Here is a 19598-nt window from a genome sequence, read left to right on the forward strand (position 1 = left end):
GGTCGCCCGCGATGCCGACCATCACCGTCGAAACCAATCTCGAGGACCCACTGCTGCCGCGCCGCGCCGCCAAGGCGTGGAGCCTGTGGATGCGGCGCAACGGCGTCGACATCAACCACGTGATCACCAAGTTCCTGCCGCTGCCCGACGACCGGGTCTTCAGCGGCCCGTTCCCGCTCGGGGCGACCCCGTCGGGACCGCCGCAGCCGTTCGCGTTCGTCCAGTGCTCCATCAGCGAGACCCGGAGCCCCGGCTTCCGCGCGGAGCTCGCGGAACAGATCGTCCGGGCCCTCGGCCCGGACGTCCCGGACGAGCGCATCTTCATCCGGTTCGACCTGGTCGATCCCGCCCTGCACGTGACCGGCGCCGCCGCCGTGCGACCCGCCGAGGGCCCTGGCCCGTCGGCCCCGACAGACTTCGCTGAGAGGAACCCACGATGACGACCCAGCACACGGACGTGGCCGCGGCCATCCGGGACGCGTTGGGAGAGGTGCTGGGCACGACCCTGCGCCCGGAGGACGACGACCTCGCGCTGAACGAGCGTTACGAGCGCTACGACAGCCTCGCGGTGATCGACGCCGTCGGCGCGGTCGAGCAGGCACTCGGGGTCTCCATCGACCTGGTCGACGACGACCTGCGCTCCAGCTTCGCCAGCGTGGCGTCGATCGAACGCCTGGTGGCCCGCAAGAAGGCGGACCTGTCCGTCCTCGACAGCGCGTTCTGATGCCCGTCCAGAAGCTGCGGCCGCCCGGCCGCGTGCCGCCTGCCGAGCATCTGGCCCGTGCGGTCCAGCAGCTCGTGGATCCCGGGTCGGGCTCGCCCGACGAGCGGGTGCTCGTGGAGTGGCCCCGCGGCGGGGCCTCCGGCGTCGCACTGCTCGAACTGCTGCCGGCGGAGCTCCCGTTCGACACGTCCGGAACCACCGGTCCGCCCACCACCTGGTGGCGCGCCGGCCTGCAACTCGTCTCCGAGGGCCAGCTGCTCGTCGAGACGTTGGGGCTCTCGCAGGTCGACGCGGTCGTCACCTACGCGCCCACCCGCCACCTGTACGGCTTCCTGTTCGGTTGCGTGGTGCCGGCCCTGCTCGGGGTCCCCGTGTACCACGTCGACCTCGGCTCCCCGCTGCCGTTCGTCGAAGGCCGCCGCCCCCTGGTCGCGACCCTGCCCGCCGCCTGGTGGCATCTGAAGCGCTCGGGTCTCGCGCTGGACCGCTTCGACGCGCTCACCCTCGTCCACAGCAGCGCCCATCTGCCGCCCACGGCGGACGAGGTCTGCGCGGGCCTGGGGCGGCGGGCCCGCCTGTACGAGCTCCACGGCTCCACCGAGACGGGCCTCGTGGCCACACGGGTCCACGGCGAGGGCGACGTCTGGCATCTGGCCGAGGACGTCCGCCTCGCCCACACGCTGCCCCCGGACTGCGAGTACCGGCTCGAGGTCCGCAGCCCCCGGCTGGCCCGGAGGACCGGCGAGCCCCGGCCGTCCCGGCTGCTCATGGACGACCTCGTGCTGACCGGGCGACAGCCGCGCACCTTCCGGCTGCTGGGCCGGCACAGCCGTCTGGTCAAGGTGAACGGCAGGCGGGTCGACCTCGGCCAGGTCGAGGCGCTCCTCCTCGACGCCGTACCCGACGCCGTGCTCAGTTGCGAAGCCGTCCGTGACCCGCTGCGCGGCGAGTGGCACGAGGTGCTGGTGGCCGGCGGGTCGGCAGAGCTGGATGCCGTGGCCGAAGCCTGCCGACGTGTCCTGCTGCCCTGGCAGGCGCCGCGCGGCATCCGCCAGGTGCAGCACACCCACCGCACTCCCAAGGAAAGGACCCTGCTGCGATGACCACCGACACAGCCGCCTCCCCGTCCGCGGCGACCGCCGGCCTGAGGCGCGAGGATGCGGCCCGTCTGCTCCGTCAGGCCCGTCGGCTGCCTTCGCTGCGCGCCAAGTACGCGGACCAGCCCGACGCCGCGGACTTCGGCCCGGACCAGTGGGACGGCCTGCCGGCACTCGACAAGGCGGAGCTCAACACCGCCCTGGACGAGCTGCGTTCGCTCCCCGGCAAGTCGCGGACCGGCGCGTACTTCTACGCCAGCGGCGGCACGATGGCCGCGCCGCGGCTGAGCCTGATCCCCGGGGACATGTTCGTGGCGGACATCCTGGCCGTCTGGGCCCCGCTGGACCCGGATGACGTGCTGGTCAACCTCTTCACGCCGGGGCGCCTCTGGTCGGCGCACTACTTCTACAACGCGTTGGCCACGGCCTCCGGCGCGGCGGTGATCCCCTTCGGCGCGATGGGCGACGACGAGATCGACCAGTGGCTGGACTTCTTCGAGGCGCAGGGGGCCACGGCCCTGGCGGCCACCCCGACCACGATCAAGCAGATCCTCGGTCACTGCTCCGTCACCGGGCGCACGCTGCCGGGCGTCCGCAAGATCCTCTGGGTCGGCGAGGCCTTCGACGCGCGCACCGAGGAGCTGATCGAGGACCGGCTGCCGCAGGCGGAGATCTGGGGTCTGTACGGCTCCACCGAGACCTGGGTCATCGGCTGGAACGGGCCGAACTGCCCTCGCGACACCTTCCACCCGCTGCCCTACCAGCACGTCGAACTCGCACAGGACGACGCGATCCTGGTCAGCAACACCCACGAGGACTGCGTCAACCCGCTGCTGCGCTACCGGGTCGGCGACCTGGGCGAGCTCACCGGGTGCCGCTGCGGCGGCCAGGGCCCGGCGCTGCGTGTGCTCGGGCGGGCCGACTCCTACTTCAAGTTCCTCAACCAGCTCATTTCTCCCGAGGAACTCATCGCAATCGCCAAGGAGTTGGACGACGTCGCCGACGCCCAGATCGTGCTGGTCGCCCCCGGCGGCGATCAGGAGCGGCTCCAGGTCCGGGTCCGGCCGACCGCCGCGCCGCGTCCGAACCTGCGCGAACGCGCCCGGCAGCAGGTGCTGAGCCGTCACTTCGAGCTCGGTTACGTGGTCGCGGACGCCCCGCACACGGTCGAGGTCGTCGTCGTGCCGCAGCTGAGCAGCGTCGCGCGCACCGCGAAGACCCCTCTGCTGATCGTCGAGCCCGCTCCGTGACCCAGGCCGTCCTCGATCCGCCCGCCGCTCTCACCCTGCCGCTGCGCCGCCGGGACGAGCTGCTGCGCCGGGGTGAACTCGATCCCGGGAGCTGGCGGGCGCTGCTGCTGCGGCACATCCGCTCGACCGACCCGGAGATCCGCGCGCTGGCCGACTTCCGTCCCGACGACGTGGCCGACCCGGGCATCCCGACGCGTCCGACGGTCGTCTACAAGGACACGATCGACGTGCGCGGGCGGGCGACCAGGCTCGGCATCACCTCCGGGTACCGGTGCTACCCGGAGCGTTCGGCCCGGGTCGTCGACCGCCTCGCGGAGGCCGGCTACCGGACCGTCGGCAAGGCCGCGACGACCGAGGTCAGCATCGGAGCCGTCATCCCCAGCCGCAACCCCCGCTACCGCGACGTGAGCGCGGGAGGATCGAGCAGCGGGTCGGGTGCGGCGGTGGCGGCCGCATTCGCGGACCTGTCGGTGTGCACCGACTCGGGCGGATCGGCCCGTTGGCCCGCCGTCTACTGCGGCGCGGTCGGGTTGCGGCTCGGCTGGGATCCGGCGCAGCTGGACGGCGTGACGGCCCTGTCACCGCGGATGGAGAGCCTCGCGGTGATCACCAGGACCGCGGACGACCTGGCGTGGCTGTGGCAGGAGCGAGGACTGCGCGAGGCGCTGCTTCCGGAGCCGCCCGGCCGGTCCGCGCCCGGCCGACCGCGCTTCGCCCTGGTGGCGGACTGCTTCGACGAACCGCTCGACCCCCAGGTCGCCGCGGCTGTCAGAGGCCTGGCCGAGCGGCTCGCGAAGGCGGGCCACACCGTCTCCGAGGTGCGGGCCCCCTGGTGGGACGAGCGGGAATCCGCCTGGCAGCTGCTGCTGCGCGAGGCCTGGGACGCCCACGCCGCGCGCGGGACCGAGACGTACCAGCCGTCGACCCGTGCCGCGCTGGAACGCGGCAGCCGGATCACCGACGCCCGGCTCCGCCGACTGCTCGACCGGCAGCGCCGGGCCCGCGCCGCAGCCGACGAGCAGTTCGCCCACGGCCCCGACGTCCTGCTGCTGCCGCTCGATCCGCATCTGGCGGACCGGGTGCAGCCCGACGACCGCCCGTCGACGGTTCCCGTCGGCAGCCCGGGATTCACCATCGGGATCAGCTTTGCCGGACTCCCCGCGCTGGCGCTGCCCGTGGCGCACGCATCCGACGGTTCCCCTCTCGGCGTTCAACTCGTCGCCCGGGGCGGAGCCGAGGACGTCCTCGTGTCGGCCGGTCGGCTGATCGAACAACTCATCTGAGGGGGTGACGACATGACAGCACGCCAGAGCGGGCTCACCGCCCTGCTCACCAACGCCTTCCACGGCGATCCGCTGCGCCTGACCAGCGGTGACCGCAACCGCATGGTCGCCAGCCGCCAGGCCCTCGACGGACGGCTGGCGACCGGCGGCGAGGTGTACGGGATCTCGCGCGGCTTCGGCCCGCTGGTCGCCTACGGCACCGACGGCGACGCCGAAGCCCAGGGGATCCGCCTGATCCACCACCTCTGCGTCGGCCAGGGCGCCCCGCTGGGGGCGTCCGAGACCCGCCTCATGTACTGGCTCCGGCTCGTCGGGATGCGACAGGGGCACTCGGCCGTCCCCGTCGCCGACTGGACGCGGCTCGCCGAGCTGTACGACAGCGGCTTCGTCCCGCTCGTGCCCAGCGAGGGAAGCCTCAGCGCCAGCGGCGACCTGGTCCCGCTCGCCCACGCGGCGCTCGCCCTGGCCGGTGACGGCGAGGCCTGGGCGCCCGACGGCACCGTCCGCCCGGCAGCCGAGGCACTGCGGTCGGCGGGATCCGCACCGGTCCGCTGGACCGCACGCACCGCACTCGCCTTCGTCAACGGCAGCAGCGCCTCGCTGGCCGTCGCCATCCTCAACCACCAGCGGCTGGGCGCGGTCGCCCGCTCCCTGGCCGCCGTCACCGGCAGGGTCGCCGCACTGCTCGGCTGCAACCCCGAGGCCTACGACGACGCCCTGCAACTGGTCCGCAACCAGAAGGGCCAGTGGCAGGCCGCGGAGTGGATCAGGGACGAGCTCCCCGCGGCGCAGCACCCGGCCGACGGCCGACCGCTGCAGGAGCCGTACTCGCTGCGATGCGCCCCTCAGGTGATCGGCGCCGTGCTCGACCAACTCGACCTGCAGGAACAGGTGCTGACCGCCGAGGCCGCCGGGGTCACCGACAACCCGGTGACCGTCGGCCAACGCGTGCTGCACGGCGGCAACTTCCACGCCATGCCGGTCTCCTTCGCCAGCGACATGCTCGCGCTCTGCGCCCAGCAACTCGCCTTCCTGGCCGAGCGGCAGCTGGCGCTGCTCGTCGATCCCCGGCACAACGGCGGCCTGACGCCGATGCTCACCTGGACGCCCGGACCCCACAGCGGTCTGGCGGGGGTGCAGATCGCCGCCTCGTCCATGGTGGCGAAGGCGCGCCAGCTCGCCTACCCGTCCGGGCTGACGGCCCTTCCGACCAACATGGGCAACCAGGACCACGTGCCGATGGCCCTGAACGGCGCCGTGGTGGGCACCGAGGTGATCCGGTACGCCCAGCTGGCGACCGCCTCGTTGGCCCTGGCGGCCACCCAGCTCGGACACCACCTCGCCGCGTCACCCGCCGAGGGCACCGTCTGGGCCAGACTGCACGACATCAGCCCTCCGCTGCTGGTCGACCGACCGCTGGCGGCGGAGGTGCGGCGCACGGCGGCCACGCTGGCGGCGGCCTACAACCCCGATCCCCGGCTCGTGGACGTCCTGTCGCCGGCCGGGGGCGACAACCGCTCGTGGGGCCGGCGCGCCGAGCCCACGCAGGACGAGGACGAAGGAGCACATCATGGTTGAGCAGGCACAGGACCGTCAGGTCGTGGTCGTCACCGGCGGAACCAGCGGCATCGGACGATCCGTCGCCGCCGACTTCGCCCGGACCGCCACCGTGGTCGTCGTGGGACGCGACCCCGAGCGGGTGGCGGCCATGAGCGCGGAGACCGGCGTCGCGGGCGTGACCGCCGACGTCGGCGTGCGGGCCGATGTGGAGCGTCTGGCCGACCACCTCCGCGAGCAGCACGGGCGGGTCGACGTGCTGGTCAACTGCGCGGGCTTCCTCAAGGCGGTCTCGCCGACGACGCCCCTGCCGCAGGCGGAGGAGGCGTGGGACGCCGTCGTCGACGCCAATCTGAAGGGCGCGTTCCTGGTCAGCCAGGCGTTGATGCCGATGCTGGCGAGCCCCGGCGGCCGGATCGTCAACATCAGCTCCATCGCCGCGGTCACCGGCGGGAGCGGCAGCGCCGCCCTCGCCTACGCCGCCGCCAAGGCGGGACTGATCGGGCTGACCTACTCCCAGGCCCGCGGACTCGGGCCGTCCGGGATCACCGCCAACGCGATCGCCCCCGGCTTCGTCGCGGACACCGGCTTCACCGGTGACTGGCCCGAGGAGCGGATCCGGTCGATCGTCGCGCAGACCCCCGTCGGCCGCGCCGGCCACACCGACGACGTCGTCGCCGCCACCCGCTATCTCGCCTCCGCCGAGGCCTCGTTCGTCACCGGCCAGGTGTTGCACGTGAACGGCGGCTGGGCGTTCGGACGCTGAGAGGACAGGACCACCACATGAGCGACGCCGTCATCTTCTGCGGTGCAGCGGCCCTGAGCTGGAACCCCGACTTCCTGCACGCCGCACGCGCTCGCGGCCTGCGCGTTCTGGCCGTGGAGACGCCGGCTGCGCGCTATGCCGACTCCGCACTGCTCACCGGCGACTCCGGGCCGGACGCGCTGGCGTGGGTCGACGCCGGGGAGACCTCCGCGCTGCTGGCCGTCGTCCGGGACTGGGCCCGCGCGTACGAAGTCGTCGGGATCTGCGCGCTGCGCGAGGACTGGGTCGAGCCGGTGGGCCTCGCCGCCGACCTCCTCGAGACGCCCGGCATCGGCCTGCGCGCGAGTCGGGCCTGCCGCGACAAGTCCCTGCAGCGCGGCTACCTGGCCGCCTGGAGCCCGCGCCACACGGTCCTCCCTCCGGGGGACCGCGGTGCGGCGAGCCACTGGGACGGTTTCCCGGCGGTGCTCAAGCCCACGGGCCGGTCCGCCAGTTCGGGCGTTGTCGCGCTCGCCGACCGGGACGGACTGCGCCAAGCCCTCACCGCCTACCCGGACGACGAGCCGCTCCTGCTGGAGGAGCGCGTGTACGGCCCCGAGTTCTCGGTCGAGTCCCTCGTGCGCGGCGGCGACGTGGTCTTCTCCGGGATCACCGGGAAGCGGACCACCGAGGAGACGGACGGCGGCTTCGTCGAAGTCGCCCACACGGTGCCCGCGGACGTCTCCGCGCCGCTCGGTGACGCGCTGCTGGAGGCCAACCGTCAGGTGCTGCGCCGACTCGACGTGCGTGACGGGATCATCCACGCCGAGTACCGGGTGACCGACACCGGGAGGGTCGTCCTCACCGAGGTCAACGGACGCTGCCCGGGAGGGAGCATCCCGGCGCTGTACCGCCTGGCGACCGGCGCTTCGCTGGAGGACGCCGTCGTCGCGCTGGCCGTCGGACAGCCGGTGACCATGCCTGCGCCACGACGTTGGGCGCGGCAGGTGTACGTGCGCCACCGGCCGGGTGTGCTCGAAGGCCTCGACGTCGCGGAGGGCGCACCGACCCCGGTCTGGCTCGCCGAGGAGGGTGTGCGCCGGATACCGGGGCCGGCCGACCGGTCGGAGCCGGGGACACTGCGGGCGATCACCGTGATCAAGCCGCGCGGCGCTCTGCTCGGCCGGCTGACCAGCAATCAGGACCGCGCCGTCACCTACATCGTCGACGCGCCGGACATCGGAGCGCTCGACGCCCAGGAGAGGTCGGCCGAGGCGGCCCTGCACCTGCGCGTGGGCGCCGTCGAAGAGGCCCCGGCGGCCGTCCAGGCACCGGGGGCGACCCGATGACGGCACCGACGGGCGTCACGGATCCGGCTCCGGACGTGGCGGCGACCTCGCTGCTGGGCCGGCTGCTGCCGTCCGATCGCTCGGCGCGCGTGCTCGCCGCGGCGACCTTGGTCAACATGGTGGGGAACGGCTTCTACCTGGCCAGCAGCATGCTCTTCTTCACACGGGTCGTGCAGCTGTCCACGACCGAGGTGGGCGAGGGGCTCGCCGTGTGCGCCGTCGTCGGCGTCTTCGCGGGCGTGCCGCTGGGCCATCTGGCGGACCGCCTGGGGGCGCGTGAGGTCTTCATCGCACTGCAGTTGGTCCAGGCCGCCGCGATGATGCTCTTCCCCCTGGTGCACGGGTTCCCGGCCTTCCTGGCGGTGGTCGTCGTCGCCGCGGTCGGACAGCGCGGCGGCACGGCCGTGGGCGGGGCGCTGATCGCCTACATCGCCACGCCCGCACGACGCACCAGCACCCGGGCCTACCTCCGCTCGGTGATCAACGCCGGCACGGCCGTCGGGGTCGCGGCCGCGGGGTTCGCCCTGCAGGCGAACTCCCGGCACGACTACGTCCTGCTGGTCCTGGGCAACGGCCTCACCTTCCTGCTCGCCGCGGTCATCCTGCTCTGGTTGCCGCGGGTGCCTCCGCGTCAGGCGCCGCCGCAGGCGAGCCGGGCCGAAGCCCTGCGGGACCGGCCGTACCTGGCCGTCGCCGCCCTCAGCGGCGTTCTGGCCTTCCAGTACGACGTCATGTCCGTCGCCCTGCCGCTGTGGGTGGTGCAGGAGACCGGCGCCCCGCGCTGGTCGCTGTCCCTGCTGCTGGTGGGGAACACGGCCGTGATCGTGCTCTTCCAGGTCCGGGCGGCGCGCGGCGTCGTCGACGTGACCAGCGCGGGCCGCGTGACGCGACGCTCGGCCGTGGTCTTCCTGGTCAGCTGCACCGCCATCGCGCTCGCCGCCGGGACGCCCGCAGCGGTTGCCCTGCCGTTGCTCGCCGGGGGCGTGCTGGTGCACTCCGTCGGTGAACTCTGGTTCGCCGCAGGCACCTTCGAGCTCGGCTACGGCCTGGCCCGGGACCACGCCCAGGGGCAGTACCAAGGCGTGTTCAACCTTGCGGCCGGCCTGGCCCGTTCGGCCTCGCCACTGGTGCTGACCACGCTCTGTCTGGAGTGGGGCCGGCCCGGATGGATCGTTCTCGGGATCGGGCTGGCCGTCACCGGCCTGGCCGTCCCTCCCGTGGCCGCCTGGGCCGCCCGCTCGCGGCTGCCGGAACCGCCGCTCACCAGCAACTCCTGATCCAGTGAGGTGATCACCATGACGAGCATCCTGGTACTGAACCGCCCCCCGTTGATCCACATGCCCTACGGGGAGTGGCTCGGCCCTGACATCGACATCCGGATGATCACCGGCCCGGGCGCCCTCGGGGGGCGGCCGGCGCCCGAGGGGGTGGTCGTGATCGAGGACTACGACTCCTCCGGTCTGGTGGAACAGGCCGCCGTCGAGATGTACCGGGAGCGCCCCTACGACCTGATCATCGCCCTTTCCGAGTACGACCTGATGCGCGCGGGACGCCTGCGCGAGGTGCTCGGGCTCCCCGGACAGGACTATGCCGGGGCCCTGGCCTTCCGCGACAAGGTCGTGATGAAGGACCACTGGCGGGACGCGGGCGTTCCGGCGACCGCCTACGCGCCGCTGCGCACCGCGGCCGACCTCGCGGGCTTCGTCGGCGAGCACGGCTTCCCGGTCGTGGTGAAGCCCCGTCTGGGCACGGGATCCCGCGCGGTCGCCGTCCTGAGGGACGAGGACGACGTCCACCGGTGGCTCACCGAGTGCTGGTCACTGCCGCTCTCCGACATCTCGACCTGGATGGTGGAGTCCTTCGTCGAGGGCGAGATGCTGCACGTCGACGGCCTCTACAACGCGGGGGAGATGGAGATCGCCTGGCCGTCGACCATCACCTCGCTGCTGGGCTTCCACGAGCGCCGCCCCACCTTCAGCGCGATGCTCGACCCGGACGACCCGGCCGTCGCGGACTGCCGGGACCTGGTCAGGCGCAGCCTGGAGGGCCTGCCCTCCACCGAACTCGCGATCTTCCACGCCGAGCTGTGGCGGACGCCGGACGGCACGCTGCTGATGAACGAGATCGCCGCCCGCCAGGGGGGCGGCAAGATCGGCCCGGCGGTCCGCGCGGCCTTCGACGTCCATCTGATGCGCCGGTACGTCCGGCTGGCCGTCCTCGGGCAGGAGGAGCCCACCCCTCCTGCCCGACCGCGGCAGTGCGCCGGATGGGCCCTGATACCGCCGCACACGGGAACCGTTCTCGCAGCCTCGCAACCGGACGGCCACTTCGACCAGGGGTGGATGGTGGAGGCATCGGTCTCGGTCCGTGCCAGGGACCGCCTGTACGGCGCCGGGTCCAGCATCGACGCCGTCGCGAGCTGTCTGGTCACCGGGGACACCCGGGCCGAGGTGCTCGACCGCCTGGAGCAGTTCGCCGACTGGGCCGGGAACGCGGTCCGCTACGAAACCTCGGAGGCCGTCGCCGGGACGAAGTGATGGCACGGCCGGCTCCAGCCGCTGTGCTGCCGCGCAGGCGGCGTCGCGCGCCGAACGCACGACCGGCCCCGCCCGGCCCGCACGAAGCGGGCGCGATGCGGCCGGTCGTGCCCGGCAACGCCGTGGTCGTGCCCGGCAACGCCGTGGTCGTGCCCTGCAACGCCGTGGTCGTGTCCGGCCGCCGGTGGGCGGGCTCGGCCGCCGTCCGACGTGGTCAGCTCTCGGCGGTCGCCAGGCCGGAGGTGTGCCGGTCCCGCCGCGGGCGCAGCCACGTGGCCGCGTAGGCGGCGGTGGCCGCGGTCATGATGGCGAAACTCGGCGGGCACTGCGGGATCCAGGCCGCGACGGCCAGACCGGCCCACATCTCGCCCACCGCGAGGCCCGCGGCGAGGGCGAGGCCGCGGAAGGGGCGGTCGGTGAGGCGGATCGCCGTGCCCGCCGGGGCGGCGAGGAGGCCGAGCAGCAGCAGGGATCCGACGGCCTGCGTCGCCTCGCCCGCGGTGACGCCGACGAGGGCGAGGAAGCCCAGGCCGAGGGCCCTGACGGGGACCCCGCGCGCGGCGGCGACGTTCTCGTCGAGGGTGGCGAAGAGCAGCGGCCGGGCGATCAGCAGGACGGCGAGCGAGACCGCGAGCGCGATCAGCACCGCGACCAGGGTCTGGCCGCCGTCCAGGCCGAAGACGGAGCCGAACAGCACCGAGGTGCCGGCCCCGCCGTTGCCGTTGCCGCTGGCAGAGGTCGTGTAGAGGGTGAGGAAGAACGACCCGAGGCCGAGCACCCAGGCGAAGGCGCTGCCGATGACGACGTCGTCCGCCTTGCCGCGGCGGCCGACCCCGGCCAGCAGCAGCCCGACCAGGACGCAGGAGACGAAGAGCCCCAGGCGCAGGTCGTAGCCGCCCGCCAGCGCGGCCATCGCGCCGGTGAACGCGACGTGGCTGAGCGCGTCGCCGGTGAAGATCTGCGCCCGCAGCACCAGGAAGTAGCCGACGAGTCCGGCCGCGAGCGCGATGAACGTGCCCGCCAGCAGCGCGTGGTGGAAGAACGGCTGGGACCAGGCCGACGCCGGCGCCGCGGACGGTGCCGAGGCGAGGAGGACGCTCATGCCGCGCCCCCGGCGAGGGCGGCGCCCGAGGCGTCACGACGGCGCTCCAACGCTCGCGCCGTGGAGCGCGCGACGTGGGCGAGCAGGAAGAGCCCGAAGGCGAACGAGGTCACGAAGAATCCGAGCGGGTAGGGCCAGTAGAAGGCGGCGACCAGGCCTGCCCAGGTGACGGCGAAGCCGAGGACCACGGTCAGCAGCAGGCTCAGGCCCGGACGGGCCGTCAGCACCTGCGCCGTCGCGGCGGGCAGCACCATCAGCGCGAAGACCAGCAGCGCGCCGGTGATCTGCGCGGCCTCCGCCGTGGCCACGCCCAGCAGCACCAGGAAGGTGACGGACAGAGCGCGCACGGGCACCCCGCGGGCCGCCGCGACCTGCGGGTCGACGGAGGCGAACAGCAGCGGGCGGCCCAGCACCGTCAGCGCCAGCAGGACCGCGAGCCCGGCGACGGCGAGCGTGGCGACCTGCCCGGAGGTGATCCCGAGGAAGCTGCCGAAGAGCAACGCCTGCGGTCCCTCCAGCAGGCCCTTGTAGAGGGCCATGAACAGGTAGCCGCAGGCCAGCAGGAACGCCTGCACGACCCCGGTGGCGGCCGACTCCTCCGAGCCTCCGGGCTCGCGGCCGCGCCGCATCAGGGCCAGCACCAGCCCGGCGGCGACGCAGAAGCCGAAGTAGCCGAGGCTCAGGCTGAATCCGGCCAGCGTGGCCAGCGCCGCGCCGGGGAAGGCGACGACGGAGAGCGTGTGCCCGGCAAAGGTCTGCCGCCGCAGCACCATGAACCAGCCGACGGCGCCCGCGACGACGGCGACGATCGCACCCGCGCGGAAGGCGTTGACCATGAACGGGTAGGACCACATCAGCTGGAAGTCGTAGAGCAGGTTCCAGGAGAAGACCGGTGTCCCCATCTCAGCTCACCCCGCGCGACGGTCGCCGTGACCGTGATGGTGGTGGCCGGTGTGACGGTCGGTGTGGACGGCGGGCGCCTCGGGCTGGCCGACCACGACGAGGCGGCCGTCCTGCGTGGAGAGAACCTCCACCGGGGTGCGGTAGAGGCGGGTCAGCGTCTCCGAGTTGACGACCTCGCTCGGCGGACCGCACACCGCGCCGCCCTCCGCGATGTACACGACGCGGTCGAGGTGGTGCAGGATCGGGTTGACGTCGTGGGCGACCATGACGACCGCGACGTTCTCCCGGTGGCAGATCCGGCCGATGAGCGCGGCGACCGCGCTCTGGTTGGGCAGGTCCAGGCTGTCCAGCGGCTCGTCCAGCAGCAGCACCTCGGGGCGGCGGACCAGCGCCTGGGCGATCAGCAACCGCTGCTGCTCGCCTCCCGAGCACTGTCCGATCGGCCGGTGGGCGTACGCCGACGCACCGACCAGCTCGATCACCTCGTCGACGCGCTGCTCCTGCTCGCGCCGGTTGCGCGACCAGGGCAGCGGCACGCCCCAGCGGTCCCCGTCCAGGCCCATCCTGACTACGTCGACGCCGCGGATGCGCAGGTCCGGGTCGAAGCTGCGGCGCTGCGGCAGGTAGCCGACGCGGCTGCCGGCCTCGCCGGGGCGTCGGCCCAGCACGCGTATCTCGCCCTCGGCCGCGGGCACGATCCCGAGCAGCACCTTGACCAGCGTCGACTTGCCGACGCCGTTCGGGCCGAGCACGGCGACGAACTCCCCGGCCCGGACCTCGAGGTCGACGCCGGACCAGAGCGTACGGCCGCCGACGCGCACCGCCGCGCCGCGCAGGCGCAGCACGGGCGCCGCCTGACCGCTCGTCTCGAGGTCCGCCCCGGCGCCCGACTCGGGCAGGGGGGCGGAGGCGGGATCCTGCTGCTCCGCGTTGTGCTGCGGCTCGGCCGCCACGACAGGGTTCACGTGCGTCCTCACTTCCCGGTGGCCTGGTGGAGGGCCTGCTCGATGCCCTGGAGCTGGGCCGTCTGCCACTGCTCGAAGGTCGCGCCCACGGGCGCGAGGGTCTCCGTCACGGTGGTGACGGGGATGCCCTCGGACCTGGCCAGCTTCACCTGGGCGACTACGTCGGGGGTGGAGTTCTGGCTGTTGTAGACGTAGACCTTGATCTGCTTGCTCTTGATCTGCTGGTCGATGGTCGCCTTGTCGGCGGCGGTCGGGTCGGTGCCCTCGCTCATCGCGTCCAGGAACGTCTCCGGCGTCATCATCCTCAGGCCCAGGCCCTCGGCGAGCGGGGTGACGATGGACTCCGAGGCGCCGATCGGGGTGCCGGCGTACTTCGCCCTGATGTCGGCGACCAGCTGGTCGTACCGCGCCAGGGTCCGCGTCTCGAAGGTCTGCTTCTGCAGGTCGAAGTAGGCGGCGTCGGCCGGGTCGATCCTCTTGTAGTCGGCGGTGATCTTCTCGATCACCTGGTGCACGTTGTCCGGCGAGTACCAGCGGTGCGGATTGCCGCCCGGCTGGACGCCCACCAGGTCGCCGACCTTGAGCTCGCTGCGGCCGCTGCCAGGGTTGGTCCCCAGCAGCTTGTCCGCCCAGGCGTCGTAGCCGATGCCGTTGACGATCACGTACTGCGCGCCGGTGACCGTGCGCGCGTCGGCGGCGGTCGGCTCGTAGGAGTGCGGGTCGGTGTCCGGGTTGCTGATGATGCTGGTCACGTGCGCATGCGAGCCGCCCAGCTGGGTGGCTATCGAACCCCAGAAGTTCTCCGCCGCCACCACCTGGATCACCCTGCCGTGGTCCGCCGCCACGCCGGAGGCGGTGGCCGGGCGGGAGCCGGGCGGAGCCGTCGTCGCGCACGCGCTGACCGTCGCCACCAGGGCGATCACCGCACCGGACGACACCGCACGGGACACGCGGCGGGTGACCGAACGGGACGGGACGGACGAGCGCATGGTGGTGACCCCCAGGGCAGACGTGGCCGGAGCTGGCGCCTCCAGATTAAATGGAAACGGTTTTCATACTCTAGCCCGAACGGGTGTGGGATGAAAATCATTACCGAATCTTGACCGCGGCGGAGCCGGGCGGCTTCGGGGTGGTTAGGGGTGCGACCCCGAGGGCACGGGAGCAGGGGTGCACCGAGGCACGGGAACACCGGGCGAAGGGATGTCGAGCGATGAGCCAGCCCCGCAGGCGGGCCGAACTGTTCAAGGGCGCGGAGAGCGACCCCCGGTTCGCTACGCCGGCCGTCGGGCACGAGCGGGAGGTGCTGATCGGCGTGCTGGGCGCCCAGCGGGCGACGCTGGAGGCCAAGTGCGCCGGCCTCGGAGCCGAGCTGGCCACGCGTTCGGTGCCGCCGTCGACACTGTCGCTGCTCGGCCTGGTCCGGCACCTCGCCGACGTCGAACGGCGCTGGTTCCGGCGCGTCCTGGCCGGACAGGACGCCCCGGACCGCTACGCCACGCCGGAGCGGCCCGACGCCGACTTCGACGCCGCGACGGGCGATCCGGCTCAGGTCGCGGCCGCCTGGGCGGGCTGGCACGAGGAGGTCGCGTTCGCCGAGTCCTTCACCGCCGCCGCGCCCGACCTGGACGTCAGCGGCGAGGACTCGTGGCGCGGCCCGGTCTCGCTGCGCTGGGTGCTGATCCACATGGTCGAGGAGTACGCCCGCCACAACGGCCACGCCGATCTGCTGCGCGAACGCATCGACGGCGCGGTCGGGCTCTGAGCTCCGCAGGGCTCTTCGACGCCCGACGATCCGCGGGCTGCGCGCAGCGCGGCGTTTCGCCGGGCGTCGAAGGGCGGGCACACGGAAAATGGCACCTGTGTGGGCACATGGGTCCGTGGGCCCAGGAGCGTGCCCAGGACCGTAAGGAGAGCGCCGTAGCGACCGACCTCCACCTCGCCCAGAACCCGGACGCGGACGCCCTGCTCAGCCGCAGCCCCCTGGCCGCGCTGATCGGGATGCTGCTCGACCAGCAGGTGCCCATGGAGTGGGCCTTCACCGGCCCCTACACGCTCCTGCAACGCCTGGGCGGGGACGACCTGGACGCGCACGCGATCGCCGACTACGACCCCGAGGCCTTCGCGGCGCTGTGCGCAGAGAAGCCGGCCGTCCACCGCTACCCGGGCTCGATGGCCAAGCGCATCCAGCAGCTGTGCGCCTACCTCGACGCCCACTACGACGGCGACGCCGAGGCGCTGTGGCGGGACGTCTCCAGCGGGACGGAACTGCTCGACCGGCTGGAGGACCTGCCGGGCTACGGTCGCCAGAAGGCGCAGATCTTCCTCGCGCTGCTCGGGAAGCAGTTCGGCGTCCAGCCCAAGGGCTGGCGTGAGGCGGCCGGCGCCTACGGCGAGAAGGACAGCTTCCGCTCGGTCGCGGACATCACCGGCCCGGCGTCCCTGGAGAAGGTCCGCTCCCACAAGCAGGAGATGAAGGCGGCGGCGAAGGCCGCGAAGGCGGCCAAGACCGGCTGAGCCGACGGTCTGCCGAACGGCGGCGCCTACGATCGCTCACGGGCACTCAACACCTTTGGCAACGTTGCGTTCCGGCTCCGAGAGCTGCAGCAGGCACGGGCCTGCTACGACGAGGCGCTGGCCCGCGCCACCGGCAACAAGGTCGGCGAGGCACACCTGCTGGGGAACCTCGGCCAGGTGCTGGAGCGCTCGGACCTGTGCCACGAGGCCCACGACGCCTTCGACGCCGCCCTCGCGCTGCACCGCACGCTGGGCAACCGGCTGGGCGAGGCCGCCGCGCGCAACGGCCTGGGTGAGGCGGCGCTCGCGGCGGACACCCCGGACCGGGCGGTGGCGGAGCACACGGCCGCGCTGCTGCTGGCCGCCGAGTCGCGCAGCCGCCCCGAACGCGCCCGCGCCCACGAAGGCCTCGCCCGCGCGGAGCAGCGCCTCGCGCGGCTGGGTGAGGCGCGCGAGCACGCCGGCCGGGCCGCGGAGCTCTACGAGCAGTTGGACGTCCCGGAGGCTGCGGACGCGCGGGCTCTCCGGGACTCGCTGGGGGCGGACTGACGCGTCAGGAACGCGTAAACGGATTTGACAGAGTTCTCAGAGCGGGGCGAACCTGGACGGGTTGTTGAGATGAGACACCTCGTTCGGTGAGGCGTCTCCACGGACACAGGCCACTGATCCCAACCGTCGAGAGACGCTCCGGATCAGGACACCTCCTCCCGACCTAAGGGTTGAGGCCAAGTGGCTGCGCGCAGCGCTACGCCGTGGAGTGCCAAAGCTCTGACGAGTTGGGGTGTACCGGACCGGTTCCGACGGTCCGGGTCCGGTGTGCCCCCTGCCGCTGCGACGCGACTGACGCGTCATGACCGGAGGGAGGCGAGAAGCAGTGGACTGCAGTAGTCCGGGTCGGAAACGACCCCACGAAACCCGCTTGACCTCGTCTTCTTTCGGCATGCGGTAACCACCTGCCCCTGCGCCCGTCGAGGCGCTCCGCCTGCGTGCGCCGACGCGCGCGGGGCGGCCGGCTGCTGCATGCCCTCCGACCGGCCCACGGCCCGCCCGTGGCGCCCCAGGGAGGGATTCTCATGACCACCACGCTCGACCCCCAGGTCACCGGCGCCACCCGCTCGGCGGTGCTCGACGACGCGCACCTGGGCGACATCCGCGGCGCGCTCGGCACGATCAGGCTGGAGGAACACGGTGCCCGCACCGGCCTGTCCGCCAAGCTCAAGACGCTGCTCGCCATCGTCGGCCCCGGACTGATCGTCATGGTCGGCGACAACGACGCCGGCGCCTTCGCCACCTACGGCCAGGCCGGGCAGAACTACGGCACCCAGCTGCTGTGGACGCTGCTGCTGCTCGTCCCCGTGCTCTACGTCAACCAGGAGATGGTGCTGCGCCTCGGCGCCGTCACCGGAGTCGGCCACGCCCGGCTGATCCTGGAGCGCTTCGGCAGGTTCTGGGGCGCGTTCAGCGTCGTCGACCTGTTCGTCCTCAACGCGCTCACACTGGTGACGGAGTTCATCGGCATCACGCTGGCCGCCGGCTACCTGGGCCTGCCCAGGGCCGCAGCCGTGGTCCTGGCCGCCGCGGTCATCATCGCCTCCGCGTTCACCGGCTCCTTCCAGCGGTTCGAGCGGATCGCGGTCGCGCTGTGCGCGGGCTCGCTGCTGCTGGTGCCGGTCTACTTCCTGTCCCACCCCAGGACCTCACAGATGGTCCACGACTTCGCAGTGCCGAACCTGCCGGGCGGTCAGGGGCAGCTCGCCGGCGTGATGCTGCTGGTCATCGGCATCGTCGGCACGACCGTCGCGCCGTGGCAGCTGTTCTTCCAGCAGAGCTACGTCATCGACAAGCGGATCACCCCGCGGTTCATGACGTACGAGAAGGCCGACCTGTGGCTCGGCATCGTGGTCGTCGTCCTCGGCGCCGCCGCACTGATGGGCGCCACCGCGGCCGCCTTCGCCGGCACCTCGGGCTCCGGCGGCTTCACCGACGCGGCGGGCCTCGCCCACGGCATCGAGGCCCACGCGGGCAGGGTCGCCGGGGTGCTGTTCGCCGTCGCGCTGCTGGACGCCTCGGTCATCGGCGCGTTCGCGGTCTCGCTCTCCACGGCCTACGCCATCGGCGACGTCTTCGGCATCAAGCACTCGCTGCACCGCGGCCTCAAGGGCGCGAAGGGCTTCTACGCCGTCTACGCGGGCATCGTGGGCCTCGCGGCCGCGGTCGTGCTGGTCCCCGGCTCGCCGCTCGGCCTGCTGACCGAGGGCGTGCAGACGCTCGCGGGCGTGCTGCTCCCCTCGGCCACGGTGTTCCTGCTGCTGCTCTGCAACGACCGTCAGGTGCTGGGCCCGTGGGTGAACGGCCCGAAGACGAACGCCTTCACGGCGGCCGTCGTCGGGGTGCTGGTCACACTGTCGGTCGTGCTGACGGCCTCGGTGCTGTTCCCGGACATCAGCGCGGGCGCGATCGTCGACATCATGGCCGCCTGCGGTGTCGCGGGCGTCCTCGCCGCCGGGTACGCGGCCTTCACCAAGCGCCGCACGGCCACGGTGGAGGACGAGCTCGACCGCACGGGCCGGGACAGCTGGCGGATGCCGCCGCTGGAGACGCTCACCCGGCCCGTCATGGCCACCGGCCGCAAGATCGGCATGAGCGCCCTCCGCGGCTACCTGCTCGTCGCGATGGTGCTGGTGATCGTCAAGATCGTCGAGGTCGCCCTCACTCGTTGACGGGCCAGGCCTGGGCCGCCACGCTGACGCGGTTCCAGGCGTTGATGGTGGTGATCAGCCACACCAGCTCGGCGAGCTCGGTCTCCTCGAACTCCTCGGCCGCGGCCGCCCACACCTCGTCGCCCACCGGACCGTCCGAGAGGCGGGTCACCGCCTCGGTGAGCGCGAGGGCGGCGCGCTCGCGGCGGGAGAAGAGACCGGTCTCCCGCCAGACCGGCAGCAGCAGGAGCCGCCGCTGGTCCTCGCCGCCGGCCAGCGCGTCGGCGCTGTGGGTGTCGACGCAGTAGGCGCAGCCGTTGATCTGCGAGGCACGGGCGCGGACGAGCTCCTTGAGCCCGGCCTCCAGGTCGCTTCCGGCGGTGGCCTTGTCGAGGGCGACCATCGCGCGCATCGCGGCGGGGGCGAGCTTGTCCGCCGCGATGCGGACGGCGATCTGAGGGTTGTCGTTCTTGGCTGCGGTGTTCGTGTTCGTCGTCATGCCCATCAGTCTGGTCCAGCAGTGGACCCACGATAAGGTCCATTTCCATGGCAGATGAATGGTCCACTTTCGGTGTCGACCTCCACCTCGACCTGACCGCGGGGCGGGCCTCCGGCGAGGGGGTGCGCGCCGCGCTGGAGCGGTCGCTGCGCGACGCGATCCGCGGCGGACGCCTCTCCTCCGGCGCGCAGCTGCCGGCCACCCGCGTCCTCGCCGCCGAGCTCGGCGTCTCCCGGGGGACGGTCAGCGCCGCCTACGACCAGCTGACCGCCGAGGGCTATCTGATCGCCCGTCACGGCTCGGGCACCCGCGTCGCGGACGTCGCCCGCCCCGAGCGGCGGGCGACCCGCGCGCGCCCACCGCCACCGCCCCGA

Annotated in this window: 20 protein-coding genes and 1 riboswitch; of the genes, 15 read left to right on the top strand and 5 right to left on the bottom strand. The window is 72.9% G+C overall.

Going from position 1 to position 19598, the window contains the following annotated elements; genetic code table 11:
- The first annotated feature begins 11 nt into the window (after positions 1–11).
- The 10 genes from TR49_RS40215 to TR49_RS40220 are packed head-to-tail and all read left to right on the top strand — an operon-like array spanning position 12 to position 10542.
- The gene (locus TR49_RS40215; RefSeq protein ID WP_052434502.1) at positions 12–440 is read left to right on the top strand and encodes a hypothetical protein; all 429 of its coding nucleotides are present in this window, start codon (positions 12–14) and stop codon (positions 438–440) included.
- Positions 437–724, top strand: a complete 288-nt coding sequence (locus TR49_RS21445; protein WP_042383875.1) for a phosphopantetheine-binding protein — start codon at positions 437–439, stop codon at positions 722–724. The genes TR49_RS40215 and TR49_RS21445 overlap by 4 nt, the downstream gene beginning before the upstream one ends.
- Positions 724–1827: a class I adenylate-forming enzyme family protein gene (locus TR49_RS21450; RefSeq protein WP_052434503.1), complete on the top strand. Its 1104-nt coding sequence runs from the start codon at positions 724–726 to the stop codon at positions 1825–1827. The genes TR49_RS21445 and TR49_RS21450 overlap by 1 nt, the downstream gene beginning before the upstream one ends.
- A complete protein-coding gene (locus TR49_RS21455) occupies positions 1824–3071 on the top strand; it encodes an AMP-binding protein (RefSeq protein ID WP_052434504.1) in 1248 nt (415 codons plus the stop codon). The genes TR49_RS21450 and TR49_RS21455 overlap by 4 nt, the downstream gene beginning before the upstream one ends.
- A complete protein-coding gene (locus TR49_RS21460; protein WP_042383876.1) occupies positions 3068–4354 on the top strand; it encodes an amidase family protein in 1287 nt (428 codons plus the stop codon). The genes TR49_RS21455 and TR49_RS21460 overlap by 4 nt, the downstream gene beginning before the upstream one ends.
- Before the next feature lie 12 nt (positions 4355–4366).
- Positions 4367–5932: an aromatic amino acid ammonia-lyase gene (locus TR49_RS21465; RefSeq protein WP_063770145.1), complete on the top strand. Its 1566-nt coding sequence runs from the start codon at positions 4367–4369 to the stop codon at positions 5930–5932.
- Positions 5925–6677, top strand: coding sequence for an SDR family NAD(P)-dependent oxidoreductase (locus TR49_RS21470; RefSeq protein ID WP_042383877.1), 753 nt, complete (start codon positions 5925–5927; stop codon positions 6675–6677). Before TR49_RS21465 ends, TR49_RS21470 begins: the two co-directional genes overlap by 8 nt.
- A 17-nt stretch (positions 6678–6694) precedes the next feature.
- Positions 6695–8005 carry an ATP-grasp domain-containing protein gene (locus TR49_RS21475; RefSeq protein WP_042383879.1) on the top strand — a complete coding sequence of 437 codons (1311 nt, stop codon included), beginning with the start codon at positions 6695–6697 and terminating at the stop codon, positions 8003–8005.
- Positions 8002–9282, top strand: a complete 1281-nt coding sequence (locus tag TR49_RS21480; RefSeq protein WP_084725179.1) for an MFS transporter — start codon at positions 8002–8004, stop codon at positions 9280–9282. The genes TR49_RS21475 and TR49_RS21480 overlap by 4 nt, the downstream gene beginning before the upstream one ends.
- Positions 9283–9300: 18 nt before the next feature.
- On the top strand, positions 9301–10542 hold the full coding sequence (locus tag TR49_RS40220) for a hypothetical protein (protein WP_152627393.1): 1242 nt from the start codon (positions 9301–9303) through the stop codon (positions 10540–10542).
- Between the two features lie 214 nt (positions 10543–10756).
- On the opposite strand, the gene TR49_RS21495 is transcribed toward TR49_RS40220, so the two are convergent.
- Genes TR49_RS21495 through TR49_RS21510 form a run of 4 tightly spaced genes read right to left on the bottom strand, consistent with a single transcriptional unit; the run spans position 10757 to position 14501 of the window.
- Positions 10757–11644 carry a metal ABC transporter permease gene (locus TR49_RS21495; protein ID WP_042383883.1) on the bottom strand — a complete coding sequence of 296 codons (888 nt, stop codon included), beginning with the start codon at positions 11642–11644 and terminating at the stop codon, positions 10757–10759.
- Positions 11641–12546: a metal ABC transporter permease gene (locus tag TR49_RS21500; protein ID WP_042383885.1), complete on the bottom strand. Its 906-nt coding sequence runs from the start codon at positions 12544–12546 to the stop codon at positions 11641–11643. The genes TR49_RS21495 and TR49_RS21500 overlap by 4 nt, the downstream gene beginning before the upstream one ends.
- A gap of 6 nt (positions 12547–12552) precedes the next feature.
- A complete protein-coding gene (locus TR49_RS21505; protein ID WP_236653475.1) occupies positions 12553–13512 on the bottom strand; it encodes a metal ABC transporter ATP-binding protein in 960 nt (319 codons plus the stop codon).
- A gap of 8 nt (positions 13513–13520) precedes the next feature.
- Positions 13521–14501 (bottom strand): metal ABC transporter solute-binding protein, Zn/Mn family, encoded by a 981-nt coding sequence (locus tag TR49_RS21510; RefSeq protein ID WP_042383887.1) that lies wholly within the window; start codon positions 14499–14501, stop codon positions 13521–13523.
- 221 nt (positions 14502–14722) lie between these two features.
- Here TR49_RS21510 and TR49_RS21515 point away from each other — a divergent pair, with 221 nt between their 5' ends.
- The 4 genes from TR49_RS21515 (at position 14723) to TR49_RS21530 (ending at position 18746) form a co-directional block, all read left to right on the top strand.
- Positions 14723–15274 (top strand): DinB family protein, encoded by a 552-nt coding sequence (locus TR49_RS21515; protein WP_174501596.1) that lies wholly within the window; start codon positions 14723–14725, stop codon positions 15272–15274.
- A gap of 107 nt (positions 15275–15381) precedes the next feature.
- Positions 15382–16026, top strand: a complete 645-nt coding sequence (locus tag TR49_RS21520; protein WP_042383888.1) for an HhH-GPD-type base excision DNA repair protein — start codon at positions 15382–15384, stop codon at positions 16024–16026.
- A gap of 9 nt (positions 16027–16035) precedes the next feature.
- Positions 16036–16575, top strand: coding sequence for a tetratricopeptide repeat protein (locus TR49_RS21525; RefSeq protein ID WP_084725181.1), 540 nt, complete (start codon positions 16036–16038; stop codon positions 16573–16575).
- Between the two features lie 71 nt (positions 16576–16646).
- A riboswitch (M-box (ykoK) riboswitch) is annotated at positions 16647–16814 on the top strand.
- Between the two features lie 285 nt (positions 16815–17099).
- The gene (locus TR49_RS21530; protein WP_042383892.1) at positions 17100–18746 is read left to right on the top strand and encodes an NRAMP family divalent metal transporter; all 1647 of its coding nucleotides are present in this window, start codon (positions 17100–17102) and stop codon (positions 18744–18746) included.
- Here the strand turns inward: TR49_RS21530 and TR49_RS21535 are convergent.
- Positions 18736–19224 (bottom strand): carboxymuconolactone decarboxylase family protein, encoded by a 489-nt coding sequence (locus tag TR49_RS21535; protein ID WP_084725207.1) that lies wholly within the window; start codon positions 19222–19224, stop codon positions 18736–18738. The two genes, TR49_RS21530 and TR49_RS21535, sit on opposite strands and share 11 nt — an antisense overlap.
- 47 nt (positions 19225–19271) lie before the next feature.
- Between TR49_RS21535 and TR49_RS21540 the strand changes: the two genes are divergently transcribed.
- On the top strand, positions 19272–19598 hold a 327-nt coding region (locus tag TR49_RS21540), incomplete at its 3' end, for a GntR family transcriptional regulator (RefSeq protein WP_042383893.1).

Origin of the sequence: Streptacidiphilus melanogenes, from assembly GCF_000787835.1 — a bacterium.
Lineage (GTDB): Bacteria > Actinomycetota > Actinomycetes > Streptomycetales > Streptomycetaceae > Streptacidiphilus > Streptacidiphilus melanogenes.